This window comes from Phyllobacterium brassicacearum, from assembly GCF_003010955.1.
Classification (GTDB): Bacteria; Pseudomonadota; Alphaproteobacteria; order Rhizobiales; family Rhizobiaceae; genus Phyllobacterium; species Phyllobacterium brassicacearum.
Genome location: NZ_PGGO01000002.1, coordinates 233,796 through 254,709, shown reverse-complemented (window position 1 = coordinate 254,709; position 20,914 = coordinate 233,796). Strand labels below are relative to the sequence as shown.

Annotated in this window: 21 protein-coding genes; 16 read left to right on the top strand and 5 right to left on the bottom strand. The window is 58.8% G+C overall.

The annotated features are described in order from the left end of the window. Positions 1-153: 153 nt before the first annotated feature. Positions 154-1,047 (bottom strand): GntR family transcriptional regulator, encoded by an 894-nt coding sequence (locus tag CU102_RS04135; protein WP_106709690.1) that lies wholly within the window; start codon positions 1,045-1,047, stop codon positions 154-156. 223 nt (positions 1,048-1,270) lie between these two features. Between CU102_RS04135 and CU102_RS04130 the strand changes: the two genes are divergently transcribed. From CU102_RS04130 to CU102_RS04115, 4 genes are all read left to right on the top strand, one after another. Beyond that, positions 1,271-2,224, top strand: coding sequence for an ABC transporter permease (locus CU102_RS04130; protein WP_106709951.1), 954 nt, complete (start codon positions 1,271-1,273; stop codon positions 2,222-2,224). Further along, the gene (locus tag CU102_RS04125) at positions 2,221-2,994 is read left to right on the top strand and encodes an ATP-binding cassette domain-containing protein (RefSeq protein ID WP_106709689.1); all 774 of its coding nucleotides are present in this window, start codon (positions 2,221-2,223) and stop codon (positions 2,992-2,994) included. The genes CU102_RS04130 and CU102_RS04125 overlap by 4 nt, the downstream gene beginning before the upstream one ends. Positions 2,995-3,068: 74 nt before the next feature. Continuing rightward, positions 3,069-3,983, top strand: coding sequence for a sugar ABC transporter substrate-binding protein (locus tag CU102_RS04120; RefSeq protein WP_106709688.1), 915 nt, complete (start codon positions 3,069-3,071; stop codon positions 3,981-3,983). A 67-nt stretch (positions 3,984-4,050) separates the two neighbouring features. Next, positions 4,051-5,061 carry a zinc-binding alcohol dehydrogenase family protein gene (locus CU102_RS04115; protein ID WP_106709687.1) on the top strand — a complete coding sequence of 337 codons (1,011 nt, stop codon included), beginning with the start codon at positions 4,051-4,053 and terminating at the stop codon, positions 5,059-5,061. 309 nt (positions 5,062-5,370) lie between these two features. Here CU102_RS04115 and CU102_RS04110 read toward each other — a convergent pair whose 3' ends face one another. Further along, positions 5,371-5,991: an FMN-dependent NADH-azoreductase gene (locus CU102_RS04110; RefSeq protein WP_106709686.1), complete on the bottom strand. Its 621-nt coding sequence runs from the start codon at positions 5,989-5,991 to the stop codon at positions 5,371-5,373. Between the two features lie 128 nt (positions 5,992-6,119). On the opposite strand from CU102_RS04110, the gene CU102_RS04105 reads away from it, so the two are divergent. Then, positions 6,120-6,728 (top strand): TetR/AcrR family transcriptional regulator, encoded by a 609-nt coding sequence (locus tag CU102_RS04105; RefSeq protein WP_106709685.1) that lies wholly within the window; start codon positions 6,120-6,122, stop codon positions 6,726-6,728. A gap of 65 nt (positions 6,729-6,793) precedes the next feature. Here the strand turns inward: CU102_RS04105 and CU102_RS04100 are convergent, their stop codons facing one another. Further along, positions 6,794-7,444, bottom strand: coding sequence for a TetR/AcrR family transcriptional regulator (locus CU102_RS04100; RefSeq protein ID WP_106709684.1), 651 nt, complete (start codon positions 7,442-7,444; stop codon positions 6,794-6,796). Between the two features lie 274 nt (positions 7,445-7,718). Between CU102_RS04100 and CU102_RS04095 the strand changes: the two genes are divergently transcribed. From CU102_RS04095 to CU102_RS04060, 8 genes are all read left to right on the top strand, one after another. After that, complete coding sequence (locus tag CU102_RS04095) at positions 7,719-8,783, top strand: efflux RND transporter periplasmic adaptor subunit (RefSeq protein WP_106709950.1); 1,065 nt, start codon at positions 7,719-7,721, stop codon at positions 8,781-8,783. A 1-nt stretch (position 8,784) separates the two neighbouring features. Beyond that, the gene (locus tag CU102_RS04090) at positions 8,785-9,882 is read left to right on the top strand and encodes an efflux RND transporter periplasmic adaptor subunit (RefSeq protein WP_106709683.1); all 1,098 of its coding nucleotides are present in this window, start codon (positions 8,785-8,787) and stop codon (positions 9,880-9,882) included. Beyond that, entirely contained in the window at positions 9,879-12,929 is a 3,051-nt protein-coding gene (locus tag CU102_RS04085) for an efflux RND transporter permease subunit (protein WP_106709682.1), read from the top strand. The genes CU102_RS04090 and CU102_RS04085 overlap by 4 nt, the downstream gene beginning before the upstream one ends. Positions 12,930-13,056: 127 nt before the next feature. Then, positions 13,057-14,235: an alpha/beta hydrolase gene (locus tag CU102_RS04080; RefSeq protein ID WP_425351518.1), complete on the top strand. Its 1,179-nt coding sequence runs from the start codon at positions 13,057-13,059 to the stop codon at positions 14,233-14,235. Between the two features lie 40 nt (positions 14,236-14,275). After that, a complete protein-coding gene (locus tag CU102_RS04075) occupies positions 14,276-14,740 on the top strand; it encodes a hypothetical protein (protein ID WP_133624447.1) in 465 nt (154 codons plus the stop codon). 86 nt (positions 14,741-14,826) lie between these two features. After that, positions 14,827-16,059, top strand: a complete 1,233-nt coding sequence (locus CU102_RS04070; protein ID WP_106709680.1) for a patatin-like phospholipase family protein — start codon at positions 14,827-14,829, stop codon at positions 16,057-16,059. Between the two features lie 43 nt (positions 16,060-16,102). Beyond that, complete coding sequence (locus tag CU102_RS04065; protein ID WP_106709948.1) at positions 16,103-16,840, top strand: acetoacetate decarboxylase; 738 nt, start codon at positions 16,103-16,105, stop codon at positions 16,838-16,840. A gap of 25 nt (positions 16,841-16,865) precedes the next feature. After that, entirely contained in the window at positions 16,866-17,645 is a 780-nt protein-coding gene (locus CU102_RS04060; RefSeq protein ID WP_106709679.1) for a 3-hydroxybutyrate dehydrogenase, read from the top strand. A gap of 515 nt (positions 17,646-18,160) precedes the next feature. Here CU102_RS04060 and CU102_RS04055 read toward each other — a convergent pair. Both CU102_RS04055 and CU102_RS04050 read right to left on the bottom strand, forming a co-directional pair. Continuing rightward, positions 18,161-18,418: a hypothetical protein gene (locus CU102_RS04055; RefSeq protein ID WP_106709678.1), complete on the bottom strand. Its 258-nt coding sequence runs from the start codon at positions 18,416-18,418 to the stop codon at positions 18,161-18,163. After that, positions 18,396-18,680 (bottom strand): hypothetical protein, encoded by a 285-nt coding sequence (locus tag CU102_RS04050; protein ID WP_106709677.1) that lies wholly within the window; start codon positions 18,678-18,680, stop codon positions 18,396-18,398. The genes CU102_RS04055 and CU102_RS04050 overlap by 23 nt, the downstream gene beginning before the upstream one ends. Before the next feature lie 563 nt (positions 18,681-19,243). Between CU102_RS04050 and CU102_RS04045 the strand changes: the two genes are divergently transcribed. The 3 genes from CU102_RS04045 (at position 19,244) to CU102_RS04035 (ending at position 20,835) form a co-directional block, all read left to right on the top strand. Further along, positions 19,244-19,555, top strand: coding sequence for a hypothetical protein (locus CU102_RS04045; RefSeq protein WP_245425166.1), 312 nt, complete (start codon positions 19,244-19,246; stop codon positions 19,553-19,555). Positions 19,556-19,565: 10 nt separating this feature from the next. Then, a complete protein-coding gene (locus CU102_RS04040) occupies positions 19,566-19,841 on the top strand; it encodes a DUF1488 family protein (protein WP_106709675.1) in 276 nt (91 codons plus the stop codon). Positions 19,842-20,016: 175 nt separating this feature from the next. After that, positions 20,017-20,835, top strand: coding sequence for a transglutaminase-like domain-containing protein (locus CU102_RS04035; RefSeq protein WP_106709674.1), 819 nt, complete (start codon positions 20,017-20,019; stop codon positions 20,833-20,835). Positions 20,836-20,914 lie beyond the last annotated feature (79 nt).

Genomic DNA, 20,914 nt, shown 5'->3' with positions numbered 1-20,914 from the left:
ATTCGAAAAATGGCAGCCGCCTGATTTCATTGGGGAGGGTGACGCAGCCTATCGTGCGATTTCCCAGGAGCCGGCAACGGCTTTCACCTGGCCACCACCATGGGTGAGGGAATCGAGCGTTGCCTGCGCCATTTGAACGGCACAGGGGGAAGCTCAGGCCGCCCCCTGAAGCGAGCGGACCAACGTCGTCCGCGCCGAGGTCATGTGGCGCAAACACGTGCGCTCGATTTCGTGCGTGTCTCCGCTGAACAGTGCGTCGATGTAGGCGAGGTGCTCGCCGATCGCTGCCTCGTTGCGCTGCAGTTCATCTTTCTTGTTCCACTGGTAGTGGTAGTGGAAGATCAGGGTGATCACGTCATAGAAGTCGTCGATGAAACGGTTCGGCGCAGCGCGATTTATGAGGCGGTGCAGGCGATTGTCCAACCGCGAAAAATCGTGGAAGCGCCGGCCGATTTCCAGCAGCAACTGTTGGTGCGCCGTCTTCAGTTCGGCAAGTTCCGTCCACAAGGGCGAGTCATCGGGTAGTTCGGCGAAGAGGACCGCCGAGCGCAACTCGAACATGACGCGGATCTCGAAAAGTTCGAGCGCGAACTCCTCGGTGAATCCCTTGAACAGCCAGCCAGAATTCTGCTTTTTTTCGATGAGTCCGAACCGGCTGAAGCGGATCAGGAATTCGCGGACGCCGTTGGTGGCCACCCCAAACTGTCTGGCGAGCTGAAGCTCGTTTATAAGCGAGCCGGGCTGAGTGTCCCCGCGCAGCATCCACTCCATGAACTGTTCTTCGACATGCTGGCGTTTCGATGTCGTCTCCAGATCGGGAAAATAGTCGGATTTCAGTATGGGCCTGCCAGCCCTCGGCCCGTTGCCGGACGCCTGCGTTATGCCGCGGGCATCGAGCTCGCTAAGCACCTTGCGCACGGTGGTGCGGCTGACGCCGATCCTTGCCCGCAGAGCGTTCTCGGAGGTTGCGCCGATGTCGACGTCGCCGGCCTCGATCAGTTGCAGCGTACGGTTGAAAGCTTTCTTGAAAACTGAATCGGGTTTCACAAGATGCGCCTGTCTTTTTGGGTTGCATATTACTTATAAAAAACAACTTGACGTTCGTCCAGTCCTGCGGCTTTTTATCGATAAGAATACAAACCCCGGGTTGCATTGTCATCAGGAGGTTGTGTTGACGGGGATGGACGAACCGCTTGAACGAGAAGTCGCTGAACCACGCGCCGCCGCTGTTGCGAACAGCGAGCACATCGCGGTCGCCGTTGGCCTCAAGATGCTCGGCGCCGGCGCGGTCCTCATTTTGATCGGGCTGGTTTTGGTCTTGAGCCTCCTGTCGCCATACTTTCTGTCACCGCGCAATATTGGCAACATCCTGGCCCAGACCGCGGTGATCTGCGTCGTCGCCATGGGACAGCATCTGGTCATCCTGACCAAGGGGATCGACCTTTCGGTCGGATCGAACCTCGCACTGGCTTCGGTGCTCGGGGCGCTGAGCTTTCACGCCGGCGCTTCGACGTTGATGGTCGTTGCCGTAATGGTCGCGGCCGGCGCGGCCGTCGGTGCCGTCAACGGCCTGTTTTATGTCTACGGACGCCTGCCGCACCCGTTTATCATCACATTGGCGACGCTCAGCATCGCCAAAGGCATCGCCCTCCAGCTTGCCGACGGCCGCGCCATTCCGGGGATGCCACCAGCCATCCGGAGCTTGGGCCAGGAGGCATTTGCCGGGCTTCCCGGGTCGGTGTTCGTGGTCGCGGGGGTTGCGGGGCTGATGTTTGTCCTGACGCAGTCGACGGTCTGGGGCCGCTGGATGTATGCCGTGGGCGGCAGGGCCGACGCCGCCGTCCGCATGGGCATTCCGGTTTCCGCGGTCTTGGTTTCGACTTACGTCATTTCGGGGACCTGCGCAGGCATAGGAGCCGTACTTCTCGCCGGCCGCACTGATGCGGGATCGCCGCTGTTCGGCAATCTACTGGAGCTCGACACCACAGCCGCGGTCATCATCGGCGGAGCTAGTTTTCTCGGGGGTCGCGGGCACATCGGCCATGCCTTGATCGGAGCGATCATGATCGGCGTGATCCGCAACGCCCTCAATCTCTTGAACGTCGGAGTGTTTTACCAGCTGATCGTCATCGGCCTTGTCATCGTCGTCGCCGTCGAGGCCGACGTCCTGCGCAATCATCTCGAGTCCCGCATGCGTGTGCTGCGGGCGGAGACCGGACCATGACACAGCACCAGCTCGCCGCACATCCGCAACATCCGGTGCTGTCCGTCCGTGGCGCTTGCAAACGTTTCGGCTCGGTGGTTGCGCTCGACGACGTCAGCATCGACGTCAATCGCGGCGAGATCCTCGCCCTGCTCGGAGACAACGGCGCGGGCAAATCCACGCTTATCAAGTGCATCAGCGGCGTCCACCGGCTGGACGCAGGCGACGTCGTGATAGACGGCGCGGCCAACGTTCTGCGGTCGCCCGCCGACGCGCGGTCGGCCGGCATCGAGACTGTCTATCAAGACCTCGCGCTCTTCGACAACCTTACCCCGGCCCAGAACTTCTTCGCCGGACGCGAGATTGCCGGTCCGAAATGGCTACCGCGCGCCATGCGCTTCCTCAACAAGCGGAGGATGGACGAGCAGACGCGCTCGTTGATCCAATCGCTCAATGTGTCGCTGCCCCACCTCGACGCGGTCGTGGCGTTGATGTCCGGCGGACAGCGCCAGGCCATTGCCGTCGCCCGTTCGGCGGTCTTTGCCCGCAAGGTGGTCATCCTGGACGAACCGACCGCGGCGCTCGGCCTGCGCGAATCTCGCAAGGTGCTCGACCTCATCGGCGCGCTGCGCGACCGCGGAAATGCGATCATTTTGATCACCCACAACATGGAGCACGTGACGGAACTTGCCGGTCGAGCCGTGGTGCTCAGACAAGGGCGGAGAGTCGGCGAGCTCGTTCCGACACGCGACAACAAACAGGAACTGGTCTCGATGATCGTCGGGGCCTGAGCCGAAAAAATTGCGGGTTCGAAAGACGGCCGCGAGGAGACCGTCATGGCCCGTCAAAACAGGGAGGAAGCGCGATGAAACTGCAGTTCTTTATGGGACCGGCGCTGGTCGCCGTTATGGCCAATCCGGCGGCTGCCGCCGAGAGCGTCAAGATCGGATTGATCACCAAATTTCCGGTGCCGTTCTATTCGACGATGGAGGAGGCCGCCAAAAAATACGCTGCCGACCACCCCGGGATCGAGCTCGTCACCGGCCAAGGTCAGTCAGCTACCGACATCGAAGGCCAGATCGCCCTGATCGAATCGATGGTCACGCAAGGCGTCAAGGGATTGGCGATCACGCCCGTCGACCCCACCGTCGCACCGGCGCTCGACAAGGCCGTCGCCGCTGGCATCAAGGTGGTGCTGGTCGACAACAGCATCCCGGGCTGGAAGGGCCAGACGGCACTGGTGTCCACCAACAACCTCAACGGCGGCAAGATCGCCGGCGAGTTTCTGAAGACCAAGCTCAAGGACGGCGACAAGATCGCAATTCTCGAAGGCGTGCCGGGCGTGCCGGCGCTGGACGAACGCGTCACCGGGATGATGGAGGGTTTGGGCGACGTCAAGGTCGACGTCGTCGCCAAGGGTGCGACCAACTGCACGCTCGAACTCGGCACCTCCGTCACCGAAGACATCTTGACGGCCAATCCGGATCTGAAGGCGATCTACGCGGCCTGTGGTCCGCCCATTCCCGGAGCCGTCAAATCGCTCGCTAATGCGAACATTGCCAACGACGAAATCATTCTGGTGGGTTTTGACGCCTGTTGCGGCGAACTTGAAGCGATCAAGGCCGGAACGGAAGATGCGAGCGTCGCGCAATTTCCGGCGAAGATGGGTGAGCTTGGTATCGCGACCGTGGTAAAGGCTATCCATGGTGACCCGGTAGACGCCAACGTCGACACTGGGGCGGGGCTCGTCACGCCGGAAAACATCGAGGATTTCGAATAAACCCGAAGAGCCCGACGGCTTTCCGGCGGGCTCTTGCAAAACGCATTTGCACTCAAGGATTGGCACGATGAAAGCCGCTGTCTGTGTTGCTCCCGGCAATCTCGTGCTCGAAGATCGCCCTGAACCCGAAATTCCGCGCAAGGGATGGGCACTTCTGGCGGTAGAGCGAGTCGGCATTTGCGGAACGGACTTTCACATTTTTGAGGGAAAGCATCCGTTTCTTGCCTATCCGCGCATCATGGGGCACGAGGTTTCCGGTACGGTAATTGCAGTTGGCGACGACGTCGGCATTCCCGTCGGACAGGAGGTCTATGTCAATCCATATCTTGCCTGCGGCGAATGCGTCGCGTGCCGTCAGGGAAAACCGAACTGCTGCGTCAAAATCGAGGTGCTCGGCGTGCACCGCGACGGTGGTATGTGCGAGCGGATGCTGGTTCCCGCCGGCAATCTCTATTCCACGGCCGGGCTTTCGCTAAGCGACGCCGCGGCGGTGGAATTCCTGGCCATCGGCGCGCATGCCGTACGCCGGTCTCTGGCGGAGAAGGGAAGACGGAGCCTTGTCATCGGCGCTGGGCCAATTGGTCTGGGCGTAGCCCTGTTTTCCAGGCTCGCGGGGTACGGGGTTGCGATTGCGGACACCGCGCAGGACAGGCTGGAATTTGCCAAACGACAGCTTGACTTAGAAGCATTCGACATGTCGGAAAGATCTTGCTCGTGCACTGGTAATGACGGTTTCGACGTCGTGTTCGACGCCACCGGCAATGCAAGGTCGATGGAGGCGGCCTTCGGTTACGTTGCGCATGGCGGCACGCTTGTCCTCGTCAGCATCGTGAAGGACATCATCCGGTTCTCTGATCCGGAGTTCCACAAACGCGAAATGATGCTGATCGGCAGCCGCAATGCATTACGCGGAGATTTCGAGCACGTTGCGGCTTCGATACTGAACGGTGCCGTTCCGGTGTCGAAGCTGGTGACCCATCGGACGTCGCTGGAGCACATACCTGACGCTATGGCGCGTTGGACAGGCGACAAGTCTGGCTTGGTCAAGGCCGTGATCGAAGTCGGTGTTCACCCGTGAGGACCGCTGTTGATGTTACGAGTAGCTCGCGCTTTGCCGGAGACCACCAAACAGCCTCTCGAAGGAACTTGGCGTTACAACATCAGGATTAAACTAGGGTTGGTTTAGCCGTGCAATTGATCGGTAGGGTTCTGTCAGCACCGCGCCATGGAACGATTGCCATGTCCATCTTGAAACTTCACCACGAAAGTTGAAAAAGATCGTTGGACGGCGTGTCGTTCTCGCATCCGAAAATGCATGTCCCTTTCAAGCAAATCGGAAAACTCGTTCCTGCGCCATGATCGAGAACTCGCGATGCAGGTCAAACACTTATGCTATCGCAAGGGTACTGATCTCTGCCTGCGCCGCCTTTAGCGATACCTCGCGCTGCTGGGCGCTGATATTGACGCCGTCGGCGGTGATGACTTCCGGATCAACGATCCCGACGAAGGCGAACACGCTCTTCAAATAACTCAGCGTGTGCTCGAAACTCTCGGCGCGGGAGCCCGGTCCGTAAAAGCCGCCGCGCGCAAGAGCTATAATGACGCGTTTGCTGCCAAGGAGACCTTCGGGTCCCTTTTCCGTGTAACGGAAGGTTTTGCCGGGGACCGCGATGCGATCGATCCACGCCTTCAGCTGGCTGGGCACGCTGAAATTGTACTGCGCGACGCCGAGAACGACCGTGTCTGCGGCCAAAAACTCATCTAGAATGTTTGCCCCAAACGCAAGGTCCGCCTTCAATGCAGCATCCTGGCCGGCTTCCAGGCCCGCCCGGACCACGCCCACGTATTTGCCCGACAGGTGCGGGATCGGTTGAGCCGCAAGGTCGCGATAGACCACTTCAATCATCGGATCGAGAGACTGGAGCCGTGCTACCACCGCCGCCGAAAGCGCCCGACTCACCGAGTTTTCCCCGAGTATGCTGGAATCGAGATGAAGAAGGGATGGCATCAATGACCTCACATGGGTTTGTAGCAGCAGGATTTCATTACGACGGGCAGCTGTCCGTTTTATGTCAATTGCACTTTTATGTCATTTCGACTAAAAGGTCAATATGAAATATCGAAAAAGGATGGCTAATGGCCAAGATTGATCTGGCACGCCGGGCAAAAATCGGACGCGACCGGCGGGAGAGGACACGCGCCCAAATCGTCAAAGCGGGAGCGACGCTGCTTGCGGAAGGGGCTGCGCTGACCTTGGATGCCGTGGCAGAGGCGGCGGGCCTCGCCAAGGGCACGTTTTACTATCACTTCGGCAACGTCGAGGAGTTGATTTCGGCGGTGAATGTGCAACTGGAACGGAGCTTTGACGAGGTGCTGACACCTCCTCATGCCGGGTCAAGCAATCCGGTCGCGCGCCTGTCCTTCGCATTTGCGCAATCCCTGGAAAAGGCGGTTTCCGATACTGCCTGGGCGCGGCTGGTAGTTCAAACCTCGCAAAAGCCGAACAAGTTCGGCCGCGGACTTCGCAAAAAACTTACGGCCGATATCGCCGAAGCCATAAGACAAGGGCAGATGGCCGTACTGGACCCGGAACTCGCCACTGACATCTTCGTCGGAATTTGGCTGCAGGTGACACGAGGCACTTTCGAGCGAGCCCCAACGCCTGATTTGACTTGCAAAGCCCTCGAGGCGGCGCTTCGAGCACTCGGGAGCGCTCCGCCTGAGGGCCTGTCCGTATCGACATGATGACTATGCCCGGCCGGCCTATTCTTGAGACCCTCGGCATACGGAGTTTGTCCGCTGGATACTTGTTAGCTCGCCGTGGTTCGCAAGGACTTCTCCATACCAGCAGCTGGTAGGCGCTTGAGCACCGATCCGGCCTGCTGGGGACTGAGGCCGATCGCGCGCAAGATAGCGCTGACGACAGCGTCTGGGTCGAACGAGGACAGCCTGCCTTCACCGAGGACGCGCAACATGTGAATCATTATCCCGACGACAATCTCGAGTTTCAGCTCCGCAGACATCGGTTCCCCCGATAAGTGTTGGAGGTCCTCGAGGAGATGGCGGCGGATGTTCTCGCCGCTTTGCGGATTGGCTGCTGACATTCTTGCGGCGACCGCGGCCCATCGGGCGTCGTTAAACGCCTTGTCAATGAATGCTCTGCAGCCGAAAGCAATGCGAAGGGCAGGCTCGGCGATGGAGGCCCGGCCCGGCTGCAGCAGTTCATCGAACGACTGGACCAATTCCTCCGCGACCGCCGCGGTCAATGCTTCCAGGCTATCAAAATGAGTGTAGAACGTTCCCTTCGCGACGCCTGCCTCCTGAACCACGTCATCGACCGTGACGGATTCCACGGCCCGTCCGGCAAACAGCGAATTGGCAGCTTCAACAAGCTGCGCACGGGTCTTCACGCGCTTTTCGCGTCCAATTTCGGCTCGGCGGACCAGGTTAACGTTTGCCATGCGTGATTCCTCAAATTCTACTCACAAATAAGTCATATTGACCTCAAAGTCCAGTCCGAAGCCGGAGAGACTTGCATCCATTCTCTTGCATAGCACGTATGCGCGTATGTCATATTGACTATAAGTTCGAAATGACTTAATAGTCACAAAAATGATGAGCCGCCAACGGCAAGCGCGGATTCCTCACCACCATAAAAACTCGAACCCTCTCGCGGAGGCTGAGCTGCACGCCTGGCTCACACCTCTTTGGTTGCAAACCGTAATGGAGCAAAAAATGCGGCCTATACGTCTTATTGGAATCGGTCTCGCCTGCGTCCAACTCGCCGCCTGCGACGAAAAAGCGGTAGTCCTGCCTCCGCAACAGCATGTTCAGGCCATTCGCGCCTCGTCCGCCGAATATCAGCCCCGAGCGGAAATCACCGGCGAGGTGAAAGCGCGGATCCAGTCTAACCTGTCGTTCCGGGTAAGCGGCAGGGTGATCGAGCGCTTTGTCGACGTCAGTTCGCCCGTGCACGCCGGCGACATTCTCGCCCGCCTTGATGACAGCGAACAGCGTGCAGATGTGGAAGTCGCCCGGGCGGGGCTGCAGTCAGCGCAAGCCGTCGCCACGCAGAAGACGCTGACTTACGAGCGGTATGAGGCGCTGCTGCGCTCGCGGTCCATTTCGCAGGCCACCTTTGATGAAGCGGATAAGGATCTGCGCACGGCGCAAGCCTCCCTGGAGGCTGCCGAAGTGGCGCTGGGGACTGCGAAGGACGCTCTTTCCTACACCAAACTGAAAGCCGACGCCGACGGGATCATAACCGCGCGGGACATCGAGGTCGGAAGGGTGGTCTCGGCGGCGCAGCCCGCCTTCACACTCGCCCATAACGGGCCAAGGGACGCCGTTTTCAATGTCTTCGAGGCCTTTTTCCTCGAAGGTCAACCGTTACCCGGTGTCGATGTTGCGCCGGTGGCGGATCGCACACCCGAAACGCGGGCGACGGTCAGGGAGGTCTCTCCCTTCATCGACACGAGAACCGGAACCATCCGTATCAAGGTGGCACTCCCTGAAGATGCGCAATGGCCGCTCGGTACGCCCGTTGTCGGTGAATTTCGCTCCCCGCCGCGCCAGGGGATCGTTTTGCCTGCGAGCGCTATCGCCTCCGCCAAAGGCGAGCCCGCCGTGTGGCGCGTCGCCCCGGGCACCAGTTCTGTCTCACTCCGGAAGATTGCGGTGGCGAGGTATCGCGACAGTGATCTGATCGCGTCCGGCGGTATCGCCCCGCAGGATCTGATCGTCACCGAGGGAGGAAAGTTTCTCAAGGAAGGTCAAACCGTGGCCTGGGAGGATAAATAAGATGGCCCGTTACCGCTTTCATTACTCGCTTTCAGTCCTTGCGGCAGTCGCACTTCTTGCCGGCTGCGATCAGGACGCCGGCTCTGGCGAGCTGGTCGGGCCGCGCCCCGTCAAGTCCGTAGCCGCCAGTGCCACGCAGGCGCAGACAGTGCGCTTTCCTGGCGTCGTCCAGGCGGGGGTGCAAACCGATCTTGCATTCCGCACGTTGGGGCGCGTCGTATCGCGTAAAGTGAGCGTGGGCGATCTCGTGCGTGCGGGCGACATCGTGTCCGAGATTGATCCGCTCGCTCTTGAACTCGCCGTCCGCAGCGCCGAAGCCGATCTGCACAGCGCTGAAGCGCAGCGTGGGAACGCCCTGTTAACGCAGGACCGCAAGCGGAGGCTGGCCGCGACGAGCGCCGCGAGCGCCGCGGATCTGGATCTTGCCGAGCAGGAGTTAAAGTCGGCGCAGGCGAACGTGGCAAAGGCAAATGCCAGCCTCGATAAGGCGCGCGAGCAGCTTGGGTATGCCAAGCTGAAGGCCGAGTTCGATGGTGTTGTCGCGGCCACGTCCGTGGAACTCGGACAGACGGCCACTGCTGGTCAGCCAGTCCTCACACTCGCTCGCCTTGATCAGCGTGACGTGATCGTCGACGTTCCTGAAGAGTACCTCCGATCCGTGCGCGTGGGCGACCGATTCGACATCGCCCTCCAGCTCGATGAAACGCTGCGGACCTCAGGCATCCTGCGCGAAATTGGGCCGCAGGCCGATGCCGGCACCCGCACCCACAGGCTGAAAATCGCTATCGACAAGGCACCGGAAGTTTTCCGTCTTGGATCGGTGGTCAGCGCCACGCCGCCAAAGACACAGCAGGGGCTGCCCGTCGTGCTGCCTGCAACGGCGCTCGTCAAGAGGGATGGCACTGACCGTGTCTGGGTGGTCGACCCCGCAACCCACACCGTTTCACTGAAATCCGTACGGCTCGACATCTCCCCGGCCGGCGTCCGCTCCGTCCGGGTCCTCTCCGGGCTCAAGGACGGAGAAGAGGTTGTCGTCGCCGGCGTTAACCAGCTGGCCGAGGGACAGGCCGTGAGAACACAACAGGAGCAGCGCCCGTGAACAAGTTCAACCTTTCAGACTGGGCACTCGAGCATCGCTCGCTCGTCTGGTATTTCATGATCATCTTCACAGTGGCTGGCGCGTATGCCTACATGGCTCTCGGCCGCGAGGAAGATCCGTCCTTTACGATCAAGACGATGGTGATCCAGGCCCAGTGGCCCGGGGCGTCTGCTCAGGAAGTGACGCAGCAGGTCACCGACCGCATCGAAAAGAAGCTGCAGGAACTCAACAATCTCGAGCATACCCGCAGTATCACTACTGCCGGTCAGACGATCGTCTTCGTCGATCTGCTGCCGAAGACAAACGCGCAGGACGTGAAGCCCACGTGGTCGCGGGTGCGCAACCTGATTGACGATATCAGGCACGAGTTCCCCCAAGGGGTGGCCGGTCCATTCTTCGACGATCAGTTCGGCGACGTCTACGGCAATATCTTTGCCTTTAGCGGCGACGGGCTAAGTCAGCGGGAGTTGCGCGATTTCGCCGAGGATGCCCGATCCCAGATCCTCAAACTGCCGGATGTGGGCAAGGTCGACATCGTCGGTGCGCAGGACGAGGTCATTTATCTCGAGTTCTCGACCCGCAAGATCGCTGCCCTCGGCATCGACCGCGCCGCGATCATCTCGGCACTGCAGGCGCAAAACGCCGTGACGCAGTCCGGTTTCGTCGAGGCGGGTCCGGAGCGCATCGCCTTGCGCGTCGGCGGCCGCTTTCTCTCCGAAGACACCTTGCGCGGCATTAATCTGAGGGTAAACGACCGCTTCTTTCCGCTTACGGACGTAGCCACCATCAGTCGCGGCTATGTCGATCCGCCAAGCTCGCTCTTCCGCTTCAATGGGAAGCCGGCGATCGGGCTTGCGATTGGCATGAAGACAGGCGGCAACCTGCTGGCCTTCGGCGAAGCGCTTGAAAAGACCATCACCGGGATCATTCAGGAACTTCCCGTCGGCGTTTCGGTCGAACAGGTCTCCGATCAGCCGGAAGTGGTTCACGAGGCAGTCGGAGGCTTCACAAAAGCCCTGTTCGAGGCGGTCGCCATCGTGCTTGCGATCAGTTTCATCAGTCTCGGGTTCCGTGCCGGGCTTGTCGTGGCGATCGCGATTCCGCTCGTTTTGGCCATCACCTTCATGGTGATGCTCTATTTTGGCATTTCGCTGCAGCGGATCTCGCTCGGAGCGCTCATCATCGCGCTCGGCCTTCTCGTTGACGACGCCATGATCGCGGTCGAGATGATGGTGGCACGGCTGGAACTGGGTGACAGTCTCACGAAGGCCGCCACCTATGTCTACACGTCCACAGCCTTCCCGATGCTCACCGGCACGCTCGTGACCGTTGCGGGCTTCATCCCGGTCGCGTTTAACAAGAGCAGCGCCGGCGAGTTCACCTTCACCCTCTTCGTCGTCATCGCCGTTTCACTCATCGTATCCTGGATCGTTGCCGTAGTGTTCACGCCCCTCATCGGCGTGACCCTGCTGCCCAAGACGATGAAGAAGCATGCAGAACATAAGGGCTGGTCCGCGAAGGTATTTTCGCACTTGCTGCAATTCTGCCTGCGCTGGCGCTGGATGACGATCATCGCCACGGTTCTCCTCTTCGCCGGATCAGTCGTCGGCCTGTCCATGGTGCAACAGCAGTTCTTCCCGAGCTCCGACCGACCGGAACTCATCATTGACTGGAACCTGCCGCAGAACAGTTCGATTGCCGAAACGGGCCGTCAGATGGGGCAGTTCGAACGTGAGGTGCTGGCCGGCAGCCCTGCGGTCGAGCATTGGTCGACGTATGTCGGACGGGGCGCGCCGCGCTTCATCCTTTCTTTCGACGTCCAGCCGGCCGACGTTGCCTTCGGGCAGACCGTCATCGTCACCAAAGGGCTCGATGTCCGCGACAAGCTGAAGAAGGACGTCGAAGCTTACCTTCAGAAGACCTTTCCCGGAACTGACGCCTATGTGAAGCTCCTCGAAATCGGACCCCCCGTTGGCAAGCCGATTCAGTACCGCGTGTCCGGCGAGAATCTTCAGACGGTGCGCGATCTGGCACAAAAACTGGGAACTGTTGTAGGCACCCATCCGTCCCTCAAGAACCTTGCCCTTGACTGGAATGAACCTGCGCGGGTTGTGAAGATCGACGTGATGCAGGACAAGGCGCGCCAGCTTGGCGTCTCGTCCCAGGACATCGCCATGGCGCTCAACACCGTCGTTCAAGGGGACTCGGTAACGCAGGTCCGCGACGACATCTATCTCGTCGATGTCGTCGGCCGCGCCGCGGAAAAGGAGCGCGGCTCGATCGACACGCTGCTCGACCTGCAGCTGCAAGCCAGCAGCGGCCAGTCGGTGCCGTTGTCGTCGGTCGCAACGTTCCGTTATGAGCTCGAACAGCCGACGGTCTGGCGGCGCGACAGGCTCCCGACGATCACCGTCAAGGCCGGGATCAGCGATGCGACGCAGCCGGCAACCATTGTCAAAGGGCTTAGCGACAAGATTGCGACGTTCGAAAAGACGTTGCCGGCAGGCTATCACGTCGAAGTCGCCGGTGCGGTTGAGGAAAGCGCCAAATCGCAGGGTCCGATCGCGAGCGTGATCCCGGCCATGCTCCTCGTCATGGCAACACTGCTGATGGTGCAACTTCAAAGCTTCCACAGGCTGTTTTTGGTGTTCTCGGTTGCTCCGTTGGCCCTTATTGGCGTCGTCGCGGCCCTGTATCTGAGCCATGCTCCGCTCGGCTTCGTCGCCCTCCTTGGCGTGCTCGCGCTCGTCGGCATCCTCATCCGCAACTCGGTGATTCTGATCGTGCAGATCGAGGAATTGCGGGCGGAGGGAATGTCGGCATGGAAGGCGGTCGTCGAGGCGACCGAACATCGCATGCGGCCGATCATGCTGACCGCCGCTGCGGCGACGTTGGCGCTGATCCCCATCTCGCACGAGATCTTCTGGGGACCCATGGCCTACGCAATGATGGGCGGCATCGTCGTGGGAACGGCACTGACACTTCTCTTCCTGCCGGCGCTCTACGTTGCCTGGTTCCGGATTCCGCGCGATGCCGGGGAGAACTGAGATGGACGTCAGAATGTCTTCCAACCTCTTTCGAAGCATTTTTTCCCTGCAAGGGATCGGCCGCTCGCGGCCGGCCCCGGCGACAGACCGGAGAGGCGCTCCTCAGCTGCTTTCGGTTGCGGTGCTCATGTCCGTCGCCATAACCGGCTGCGCGACCCGGGTGGAAAACGTCCTTCAGCCTCCTCAGGTGGCCGTGGACGCAAGCGACGCCAGCCGGGTGAACATGCTGGTGGCGACGACGCGCAAGTCATCGGACGATCCCGGTCGACTCTATTCGGGCGAACGCGGAACGGCGATTTCGCTCAACAACGTCTTCGTCTCCATTCCTCCAGATCAAAACCGCAAGATCGGCAAGGTACAATGGCCCTCACGCGTAACGCCGAATCCGCAAAAGGAGTTTGCAGTCCTTGAAGCCGGCAAGGTTGCCTCGCAAGGGCAGGCTCTCAAGTGGTTTCGCAAGAATCGCAACGCCAAGCGGCAGGTGCTCATCTTTGTCCATGGCTTCAACAACACCTATGCCGACGCGGTATTTCGCTTCGCCCAGATCGTTCACGACTCGGGCACCGATGCGGCACCGATTCTTTTCGCCTGGCCGTCGCGGGCGCGCGTTTTCGACTACCTCTATGACAAGGAAAGCGCCAATTACTCGCGCCGCGCCCTGGAGGATCTGATCCTTCAGGCGACAAGAAGCCCCGATGTCGACGACGTGACCATTCTCGCGCATTCGATGGGGACCTGGCTCGCGGCGGAGGCACTGCGCGGTGTTGCCATGCGCGAAAAGTCGATTCCGGCCAAGGTCAAGAATGTCATCCTTGCATCGCCAGACATCGATATCGATGTCTTTCGCCGCCAGTTCATCGAAATGGGACCAAAGCGGCCGCATTTTGCGATCCTGACGTCGACACACGACAAGGCTCTGGAGGTCTCTGGCTGGCTCTCGGGCGGCGTCGACCGTGTCGGTGGCGCAGATCTCAAACCATATGCCTCTGTGCTTGAAGAACTTGGCGTTTCGGTCATCGACACGAGCGCCATCGCCTCGAACGATCCGCTCGGCCACAATGCCTTTGCCGACAGTCCTGAGATCGTACGCCTGCTTGGGAGACGGCTGGCGGGGCAATCGCTATCGGGACGAGAGGCGTCATTCGCGGATCGCGCGGGGGTGGCGGCCGCCAATTTTGCCGGGTCGGCGGCGCGCGTGGCCGTTACCGCTCCGGTCTCGGTCATCAGCGGCGAGGCACGTGACGTATTGAAACGCGAGCTTTCGCCTTCGAGCGGGCAGCTCGTCGACGGTCAGGTCTCGTATTGAAGTCATGCCCGATCATAAGCAGCAGAACCCTGGAGGTGATATGAACATTGATCCAGCCTTTCTCAGTCCTGTCTTCGCGCTGCTGGGAGCGCTGCTTGGTGCCGGCGCTTCGTTGATGGCGGCAATTTACACGCATCGCGGGCAATATCGGCTGCAGCGTGTTGCCGAGGAAATCACAAAGCGGGAGAGGGTCTACGTCGACTTCGTGATGTACGCGTCGAACCTGCTTCTGCGCGCTTACACGCGAGACGACATCGAGCTCAGCGGCGATGAACAACACCTGATCGGGCTTATCAACCGAATGCGGTTCTTTGCTTCATCGGATGTCATCGGCGCAGCGGAGGCCGCGCTCAGGGCCATCCTCGAGATTTCCCTGAAGCCGAGAGTGGAGCTTCGGCAACTCGCCACGGAAGCGCTCACCAAGAGTCTGGATCCCGATCCCCTTCTGGCATTCAGTCTTGTCTGCGCTGCAGACCTGGCGAGCTTGCAGCGATCCATGGTCTGACGCGAACGCCTTCGGCCGACAACAGTCTTTATCAAGAGTCATCAAGTTGCCGTCGCATCATTTGAAGACGGCGAGAGGAAATCATCATGAACGAACATGTTCTCACGGATCGAAATCCAGTATCGGAACATCCTCAGCGGAGGGGACGACCACCCTTCGAACGCATTGCGCTCTTGCTGCAGGGGGGCGGTGCCCTCGGTGCATATCAGGCAGGCGTCTATCAAGGCCTGGCCGAGGCTGGTCTTCATCCCGACTGGACCACCGGAATTTCCATCGGCGCGATCAACGCTGCCCTCATAGCTGGCAATCCGCCCGAGGACCGCGTCGCGAAGTTCCGGCAGTTCTGGGAGCTTGTCACTTCAACCGATCCATATTGGCAGTTTCCGCCCAGCTCGACAGCCGAAGGCAACGATAATATCGCGACGTTATTGGCGCAATTTGACCCGTCAAAGGGCGATGTCGTCCGCGCCTTGTCTAACCAATGGAGCGCAGCGCGGGCTTTGTGCCTGGGCGCGCCGGGCTTTTTCATGCCCCGCCTGCTGACACCCTGGCTTTGGCCGCATGGTTCTACCGAAGCCACCAGTTACTATGACACGCAATCGCTCAAGTCGACGCTGGAGCGGCTGGTTGACTTCGACCGCATCAATAGCGGGGCCATGCGCTTCAGCGTCGGCGCGGTCAATGTGCGCACCGGTAACTTCGTCTACTTCGATAACACCACTCACCTGATCCGCCCCGAGCATGTGATGGCGAGCGGAGCTTTGCCACCCGGTTTTCCCGCGATCGAAATCGATGGGGAGCATTACTGGGACGGCGGTCTCGTTTCCAACACACCGCTCAGCTGGGTGGTTGATAACCTGCCGCACCGTGACACACTCGCGTTTCAGGTCGATCTCTGGTCAGCCCAAGGCGAGCTACCGCGCAAGATGGCACAAATTCAGGCGCGCCAGAAGGAAATTCAGTATTCGAGCCGCACCCGGGCCGAGTTGAACCGCTTCCGCGAAATACAATTTCTGCGCGGTGCCCTTTCGCGCCTGATCGAGAAATTGCCGGCAGAACTGGCGGCGAGCCCTGAAGTTGACAAATTGCGTCCTGCTTCCGAGCCGAAGGTCTGGAATCTTGTGCAGCTCGGCTATCACTCAAAGAAATACGAGGACGACACGAAAGACTACGAGTTTTCGCGCCGGAGCATGGAGGATCACTGGCAGGCGGGATACCACGACACCATCCGCACGCTACGCCATCCCGAGGTGCTCGAGCGCCCCCGTAGTCCCGACGGTGTCTTCACCTTCGATATCGCCGAGCAAGGGCGCGCATAAATCCATCCACCGTTCACAAGATACATGAAACATGGAGTCTATCATGAAGGAAGGCCACGTGCGTGAGCGCGCGTTCTCAATGCCGCTCACCAGCCCTGCATATCCGACAGGTCCCTATCGGTTCTGTCAGCGCGAATATCTCGTCATCACCTATCGCACTGACCCCGAGAGATTGCGCGAGCTCGTACCAGGACCCCTCGAAGTGATCGGTCCGCTCGTCAAGTATGAATTTATCCGTATGCCGGATTCGAGCGGATTTGGCGACTATACCGAAAGCGGCCAGGTGATCCCCGTCTCATTCCGGGGAAAACAAGGCAGCTACACCCATAGCATGTTCCTCAACGACGAATCGCCGATTGCCGCCGGACGGGAGCTTTGGGGCTTTCCGAAAAAGTTTGCTCAGCCAACGCTTCGCGCCGAGACCGACACACTCGTGGGTACCCTTGACTATGGGCCCGTGCGCGTAGCCACCGGCACCATGGGTTACAAGCACAAACCCGCTGATGCGGCGGCGGTGCTCGCCTCGCTTGCCGAGCCCAACTTCCTGCTCAAGATCATTCCACATGTCGACGGCAGACCGCGCATTTGCGAACTGGTTGAATACTACCTCGAGGATATCGACCTCCGCGGTGCATGGACGGGGCCGGGCGCGCTCGATCTCCACGCACATGCGTTGGCACCCGTCGCCGACCTGCCTGTGCTTGAGGTGGTCTCGACAATGCATTTCATCGCCGACCTGACCCTCGGACTCGGCAAGGTCGTCCATGACTATCTGCGCTAAACCCCGCAACACAGGAGAATAAATTATGCTTCTTGATAACAAAGTTGCCATTGTCACCGGAGCGGCGAGCGGCATTGGCTTGGAAATTGCAGCCCTCTTCGTGCGCGAAGGCGCTCGTGTGACAATCGCTGACCAAGACCAGGAGCGCGCGAACGCAGTGGCCAACGAGCTCGGCGGACATGAACACGCGATTGGGATTGCCGTCGATGTGACCAACGAAGCCGAAGTCGAAGCGTGCGTCGCCAAGACTGTCGCCGCCTTCGGCAAGATCGACATTCTCGTTTCGAACGCCGGCATCCAGACCGTGGCCCCGCTCCACGAGTTCGAGTTCGATCGATGGAAACAGCTTCTCGCCGTACATCTGGACGGGGCTTTTCTCACGACACGGGCCTGTTTGCGCGAGATGTACAAGCACTGCCGTGGCGGGAGCATCATCTATATGGGCTCGGTGCATTCCAAGGAGGCATCGATGTTGAAGGGACCCTATGTCACGGCCAAGCACGGCATCATGGGACTGGCCAAGGTCGTCGCCAAGGAGGGCGCGGCACACGGGGTTCGCGCCAACGTGATTTGTCCGGGCTTTGTGCGCACGCCGCTCGTCGACAAGCAGATACCGGAGCAGGCCAAGGAACTCGGGATTTCCGAGAAGGATGTTATTAGGAACGTCATGCTGAAGGAGACGGTTGACGGCGAGTTCACCACGGTCGAGGACGTGGCGCAGACCACCCTTTTCGTGGCCGCTTTCCGTTCAAACGCACTAACGGGCCAATCAATCGTCGTCAGTCACGGTTGGGGTATGCAGTAACGGGCCTGCGGGCCCCCGTCGATACGCGAACTAAGCAGAGGCGGCCATAAAAATGGGCCGCCATCATCATGCGTTGCACCCAAGCCTGTGTCGACGCAATGAGGAAACAATCGTCACTTCTGTCACTCCTTCAAAGTGGATTATCCCGCCGCAGGAAATATGTACCTCAGCGTTTGATTGGGCCACAGGCTTAGCTAGATAATTTTTACGAACAGATAAAAGTTCTCATCTTCTTCACTTCGGGTGCGCCATTTCTCTTATTCTTCAATACATTAGTTCTCGCTTCCAGTCCGCACTTGCGCAATCGACCGCAATTTGGGAAGGGCACGAGCGCAATTTGCCTATTTGTTATTAGGATGGGTACGCGTCTTAAGCAGGCTTTGCGAGCCTGTGAGCTCCAGAAAATACCCCGCACCCTCAAACTGCGATTTCAATATTATGTCGGTATCGGTGGTTGCGGGTCCTTGATTTCTTGCTGCATCATTTCCTGGTTGATCACGCGTCTGCCGATGCGTTCAAACTGTTGCCATCGCCGCTGCCCAGATGTCGATGACTTCGAGATTATCTTCCGTAGTGATGCGTTCGTATTTCTCTTCAACGTCGCGGATGCGGTACTGGAAAGAGCGGCCTAAAGGCGGAAGGGTAGCCATAATCTGGAATATCGCGCTCGTGTTCATCATCGCGCCACCCCCGCGTCTCATTCGGACCTGCTGGCCGATCGCAAAACGATGGGGTGGTGTTTCTGGCGGCTTATAACGCCGGTGGATGTTCATTGATTGTCTCCTCATCTTTCTTAAGTGCCGTCGCGAGTTCGGCGTAGTCGATCGCAACAAGCTGCATTTTGCGTTGGTTGGAATTCCTGGCCGGGATGTGGATGAATGTCGCAACGCGCTGGTAGGCGAGCCAGGACAGACCTTCGATCATTTCCTCGTCCTCATCGATATCATAGTCGCCTGCAGGCTGAATCCCGTCCAATCCGCGCAAACTAAAGGGTGTTGCGAAATGAGCGATTGAACGTTTGGTGCGCGTGGTCATGCCATTTCCTCTACGGAACAAAGCTTGGATGAGAGCAACCCTTGCGCGGCAAACAATGACACGCATAAGGATCGGCAGTTTGGGATGAGATTGGCGGGTCGGGGATTTCTGACGCCGCGAAGAGCCAAAGTTTGGCCAAAAGACGATCGAACAATAGTGTTCTTTAATTGCGCTTTAATTGAGGCTGAAGGGCACTCAGGTCGATAATAAAAACTAGAGGAATAACTTCAGCGCTCAAATAAACTCCCCGCTGTTTTCCATTTTGTGCTATTGTGTTTTTTAGGCCGTTTATTTTAAACAAGGGAGGCCGCCATGAAAAACCTTATGCAAATCGAACATTATATCTACGATAACAGGATCGTAGTGTTCAAAGCTTTATTTTCCATTGCCATTGTGTTCCTGGTCTATTCAATACTCTTTGGAACCAGCTGGTAAATTCAGATCGACAGGACGCGCGGAATTAATCCACGCGTCTCGGCCTCTGCTATCTGAGGCGCGATTGTTCACCCTCTGGCAATCGATTAACGAAAACTTGAGGCTCAACAGTCCACATGGTGTTTGTTTTGACTATCTATGAATTCGACAACGACGAGAATGCCATCGATATTGGCGTTTGGGAAAACGAAGGCGGAGCGCTTCATCGCTTCAGCATGCATCATCATTACGGCCGTCGAATAGAGCCCAACCGATCATGGACGGTTTATCACGTATACACCGGACTTCCCGCGGATATGGGCAAGCATTCCACGACAGGACTTAACGAAACGACCGCTACTGCGATGATGATATCGCTCAATGCAAACAATGCAGAGCGGCGGCGGGCGGCGAGGATCAAACGGAAATTGATTGACACCCCACCAGTTAGTTTGCCTTGAGGATGATGATATGGCGCTAACTTTCCCCAACCGAAGCCGAAGCTATGATACGGCACACCAGCGCGTGCGCTTTCTCGGCTATGATGGATTGTTTGAGGTTCCGTTTTTCATCGAGGCCGCCGCATTCTCGAATGCCGGATCGAATATGGATTCAGTTGAAGAGGATTACCTCGCCGCATTTGATGCCGCGCGCGGTACAATTCTCGATGTGGCACGGCAAGTCTATTCCTACGGTCGCAAGAACATGTACGTTCTGACACCAGCCGATTTTGAACGGGGCAACTAGCCAAAAAACTAGGCGACATGCATGCACCAGGGCTCATGCGGCCGGGAGGCACATTGTCGCCGCCCTGGAGATGATGTCCTTTCCAAAATAACTTGTGTTCAAGTGTCGGCAGAATCTGCAATATCTCGAAGCGCCCACTTTCCATTTGTTGGCTGCAACCCACGGAGTGCCGCTTATGAGAATACATGTCGGGTGTGAGCTGACTTTTGAGTTTCCGCAGGAAACACCGCTGATTGCCATATTGAACGTTCACCATTCGCGTGTTGCCGACTTGATCGGCGTCGAGACTTTCAATACCTCCCCCGCCGTCCAGGCTTTGGGCTACCATGATCAGTTTGGCAATTGGTGCAATCGGATCCTTGCACCAGCTGGCGCATTCAGCCTCAGCACGAACGCCGTAGTGAACGACAGCGGTTACCCCGATCCGATCCAGCTTGATGCCGTTCAACATTCTGTGCAGGACCTACCGGACGACACGCTTGTTTATCTCATGGGCAGCCGCTATTGCGAGACAGACTTGTTGAGCGACCACGCATGGCAGCTCTTCGAACATAGCCCGCTCGGCTGGCCGCGTGTCCAGGCTGTATGTGACTATGTGCATCATCATATTCAGTTTGGGTATGAATATTCCAACCCGACACGCACGGCTTACAGGGCATTTGGCGAAGGCCGTGGTGTTTGCCGGGATTACACGCATCTCGCCGTCACACTTTGCCGATGCCTCAATATTCCGACACGCTACTGTACCGGATATATTACCGATATCGGTCTATCGCCCCCGTATGCCGAGATGGATTTTTGTGCCTGGATGGAAGTGTTTCTGGGTGGTCAGTGGCACGCATTCGATCCGCGCAACAACGCCCCTCGCATCGGACGTATCAAGGTCGCGCACGGCAGGGACGCTGCAGATGTGCCTCTGACAAACATCTTCGGGCCAAACGTTTTGACCAAATTCAAGGTGTGGGCCGATGAGGCAGCCAAATCGCTCCAGTAATTGATGACCGCTATTGTCGGCGCAAAGCGGACTCGGCCAAACGGTATTACCCCAAGATCCGAGCTATTACAGCGCAGTC

Bases quoted from the DNA above. Each gene is read 5' to 3' on its own strand.
- CU102_RS04090 (WP_106709683.1), top strand. From the start codon at position 8,785: ATGGCCCGTTACCGCTTTCATTACTCGCTTTCAGTCCTTGCGGCAGTC.
- CU102_RS04055 (WP_106709678.1), bottom strand. From the start codon at position 18,418: ATGAACATCCACCGGCGTTATAAGCCGCCAGAAACACCACCCCATCGT.
- CU102_RS04070 (WP_106709680.1), top strand. From the start codon at position 14,827: ATGAACGAACATGTTCTCACGGATCGAAATCCAGTATCGGAACATCCT.
- CU102_RS04080 (WP_425351518.1), top strand. From the start codon at position 13,057: ATGTCCGTCGCCATAACCGGCTGCGCGACCCGGGTGGAAAACGTCCTT.
- CU102_RS04065 (WP_106709948.1), top strand. From the start codon at position 16,103: ATGAAGGAAGGCCACGTGCGTGAGCGCGCGTTCTCAATGCCGCTCACC.
- CU102_RS04050 (WP_106709677.1), bottom strand. From the start codon at position 18,680: ATGACCACGCGCACCAAACGTTCAATCGCTCATTTCGCAACACCCTTT.
- CU102_RS04100 (WP_106709684.1), bottom strand. From the start codon at position 7,444: ATGGCAAACGTTAACCTGGTCCGCCGAGCCGAAATTGGACGCGAAAAG.
- CU102_RS04110 (WP_106709686.1), bottom strand. From the start codon at position 5,991: ATGCCATCCCTTCTTCATCTCGATTCCAGCATACTCGGGGAAAACTCG.
- CU102_RS04125 (WP_106709689.1), top strand. From the start codon at position 2,221: ATGACACAGCACCAGCTCGCCGCACATCCGCAACATCCGGTGCTGTCC.
- CU102_RS04105 (WP_106709685.1), top strand. From the start codon at position 6,120: ATGGCCAAGATTGATCTGGCACGCCGGGCAAAAATCGGACGCGACCGG.
- CU102_RS04130 (WP_106709951.1), top strand. From the start codon at position 1,271: ATGCTCGGCGCCGGCGCGGTCCTCATTTTGATCGGGCTGGTTTTGGTC.
- CU102_RS04120 (WP_106709688.1), top strand. From the start codon at position 3,069: ATGAAACTGCAGTTCTTTATGGGACCGGCGCTGGTCGCCGTTATGGCC.
- CU102_RS04060 (WP_106709679.1), top strand. From the start codon at position 16,866: ATGCTTCTTGATAACAAAGTTGCCATTGTCACCGGAGCGGCGAGCGGC.
- CU102_RS04040 (WP_106709675.1), top strand. From the start codon at position 19,566: ATGGCGCTAACTTTCCCCAACCGAAGCCGAAGCTATGATACGGCACAC.
- CU102_RS04095 (WP_106709950.1), top strand. From the start codon at position 7,719: ATGCGGCCTATACGTCTTATTGGAATCGGTCTCGCCTGCGTCCAACTC.
- CU102_RS04115 (WP_106709687.1), top strand. From the start codon at position 4,051: ATGAAAGCCGCTGTCTGTGTTGCTCCCGGCAATCTCGTGCTCGAAGAT.
- CU102_RS04035 (WP_106709674.1), top strand. From the start codon at position 20,017: ATGAGAATACATGTCGGGTGTGAGCTGACTTTTGAGTTTCCGCAGGAA.
- CU102_RS04075 (WP_133624447.1), top strand. From the start codon at position 14,276: ATGAACATTGATCCAGCCTTTCTCAGTCCTGTCTTCGCGCTGCTGGGA.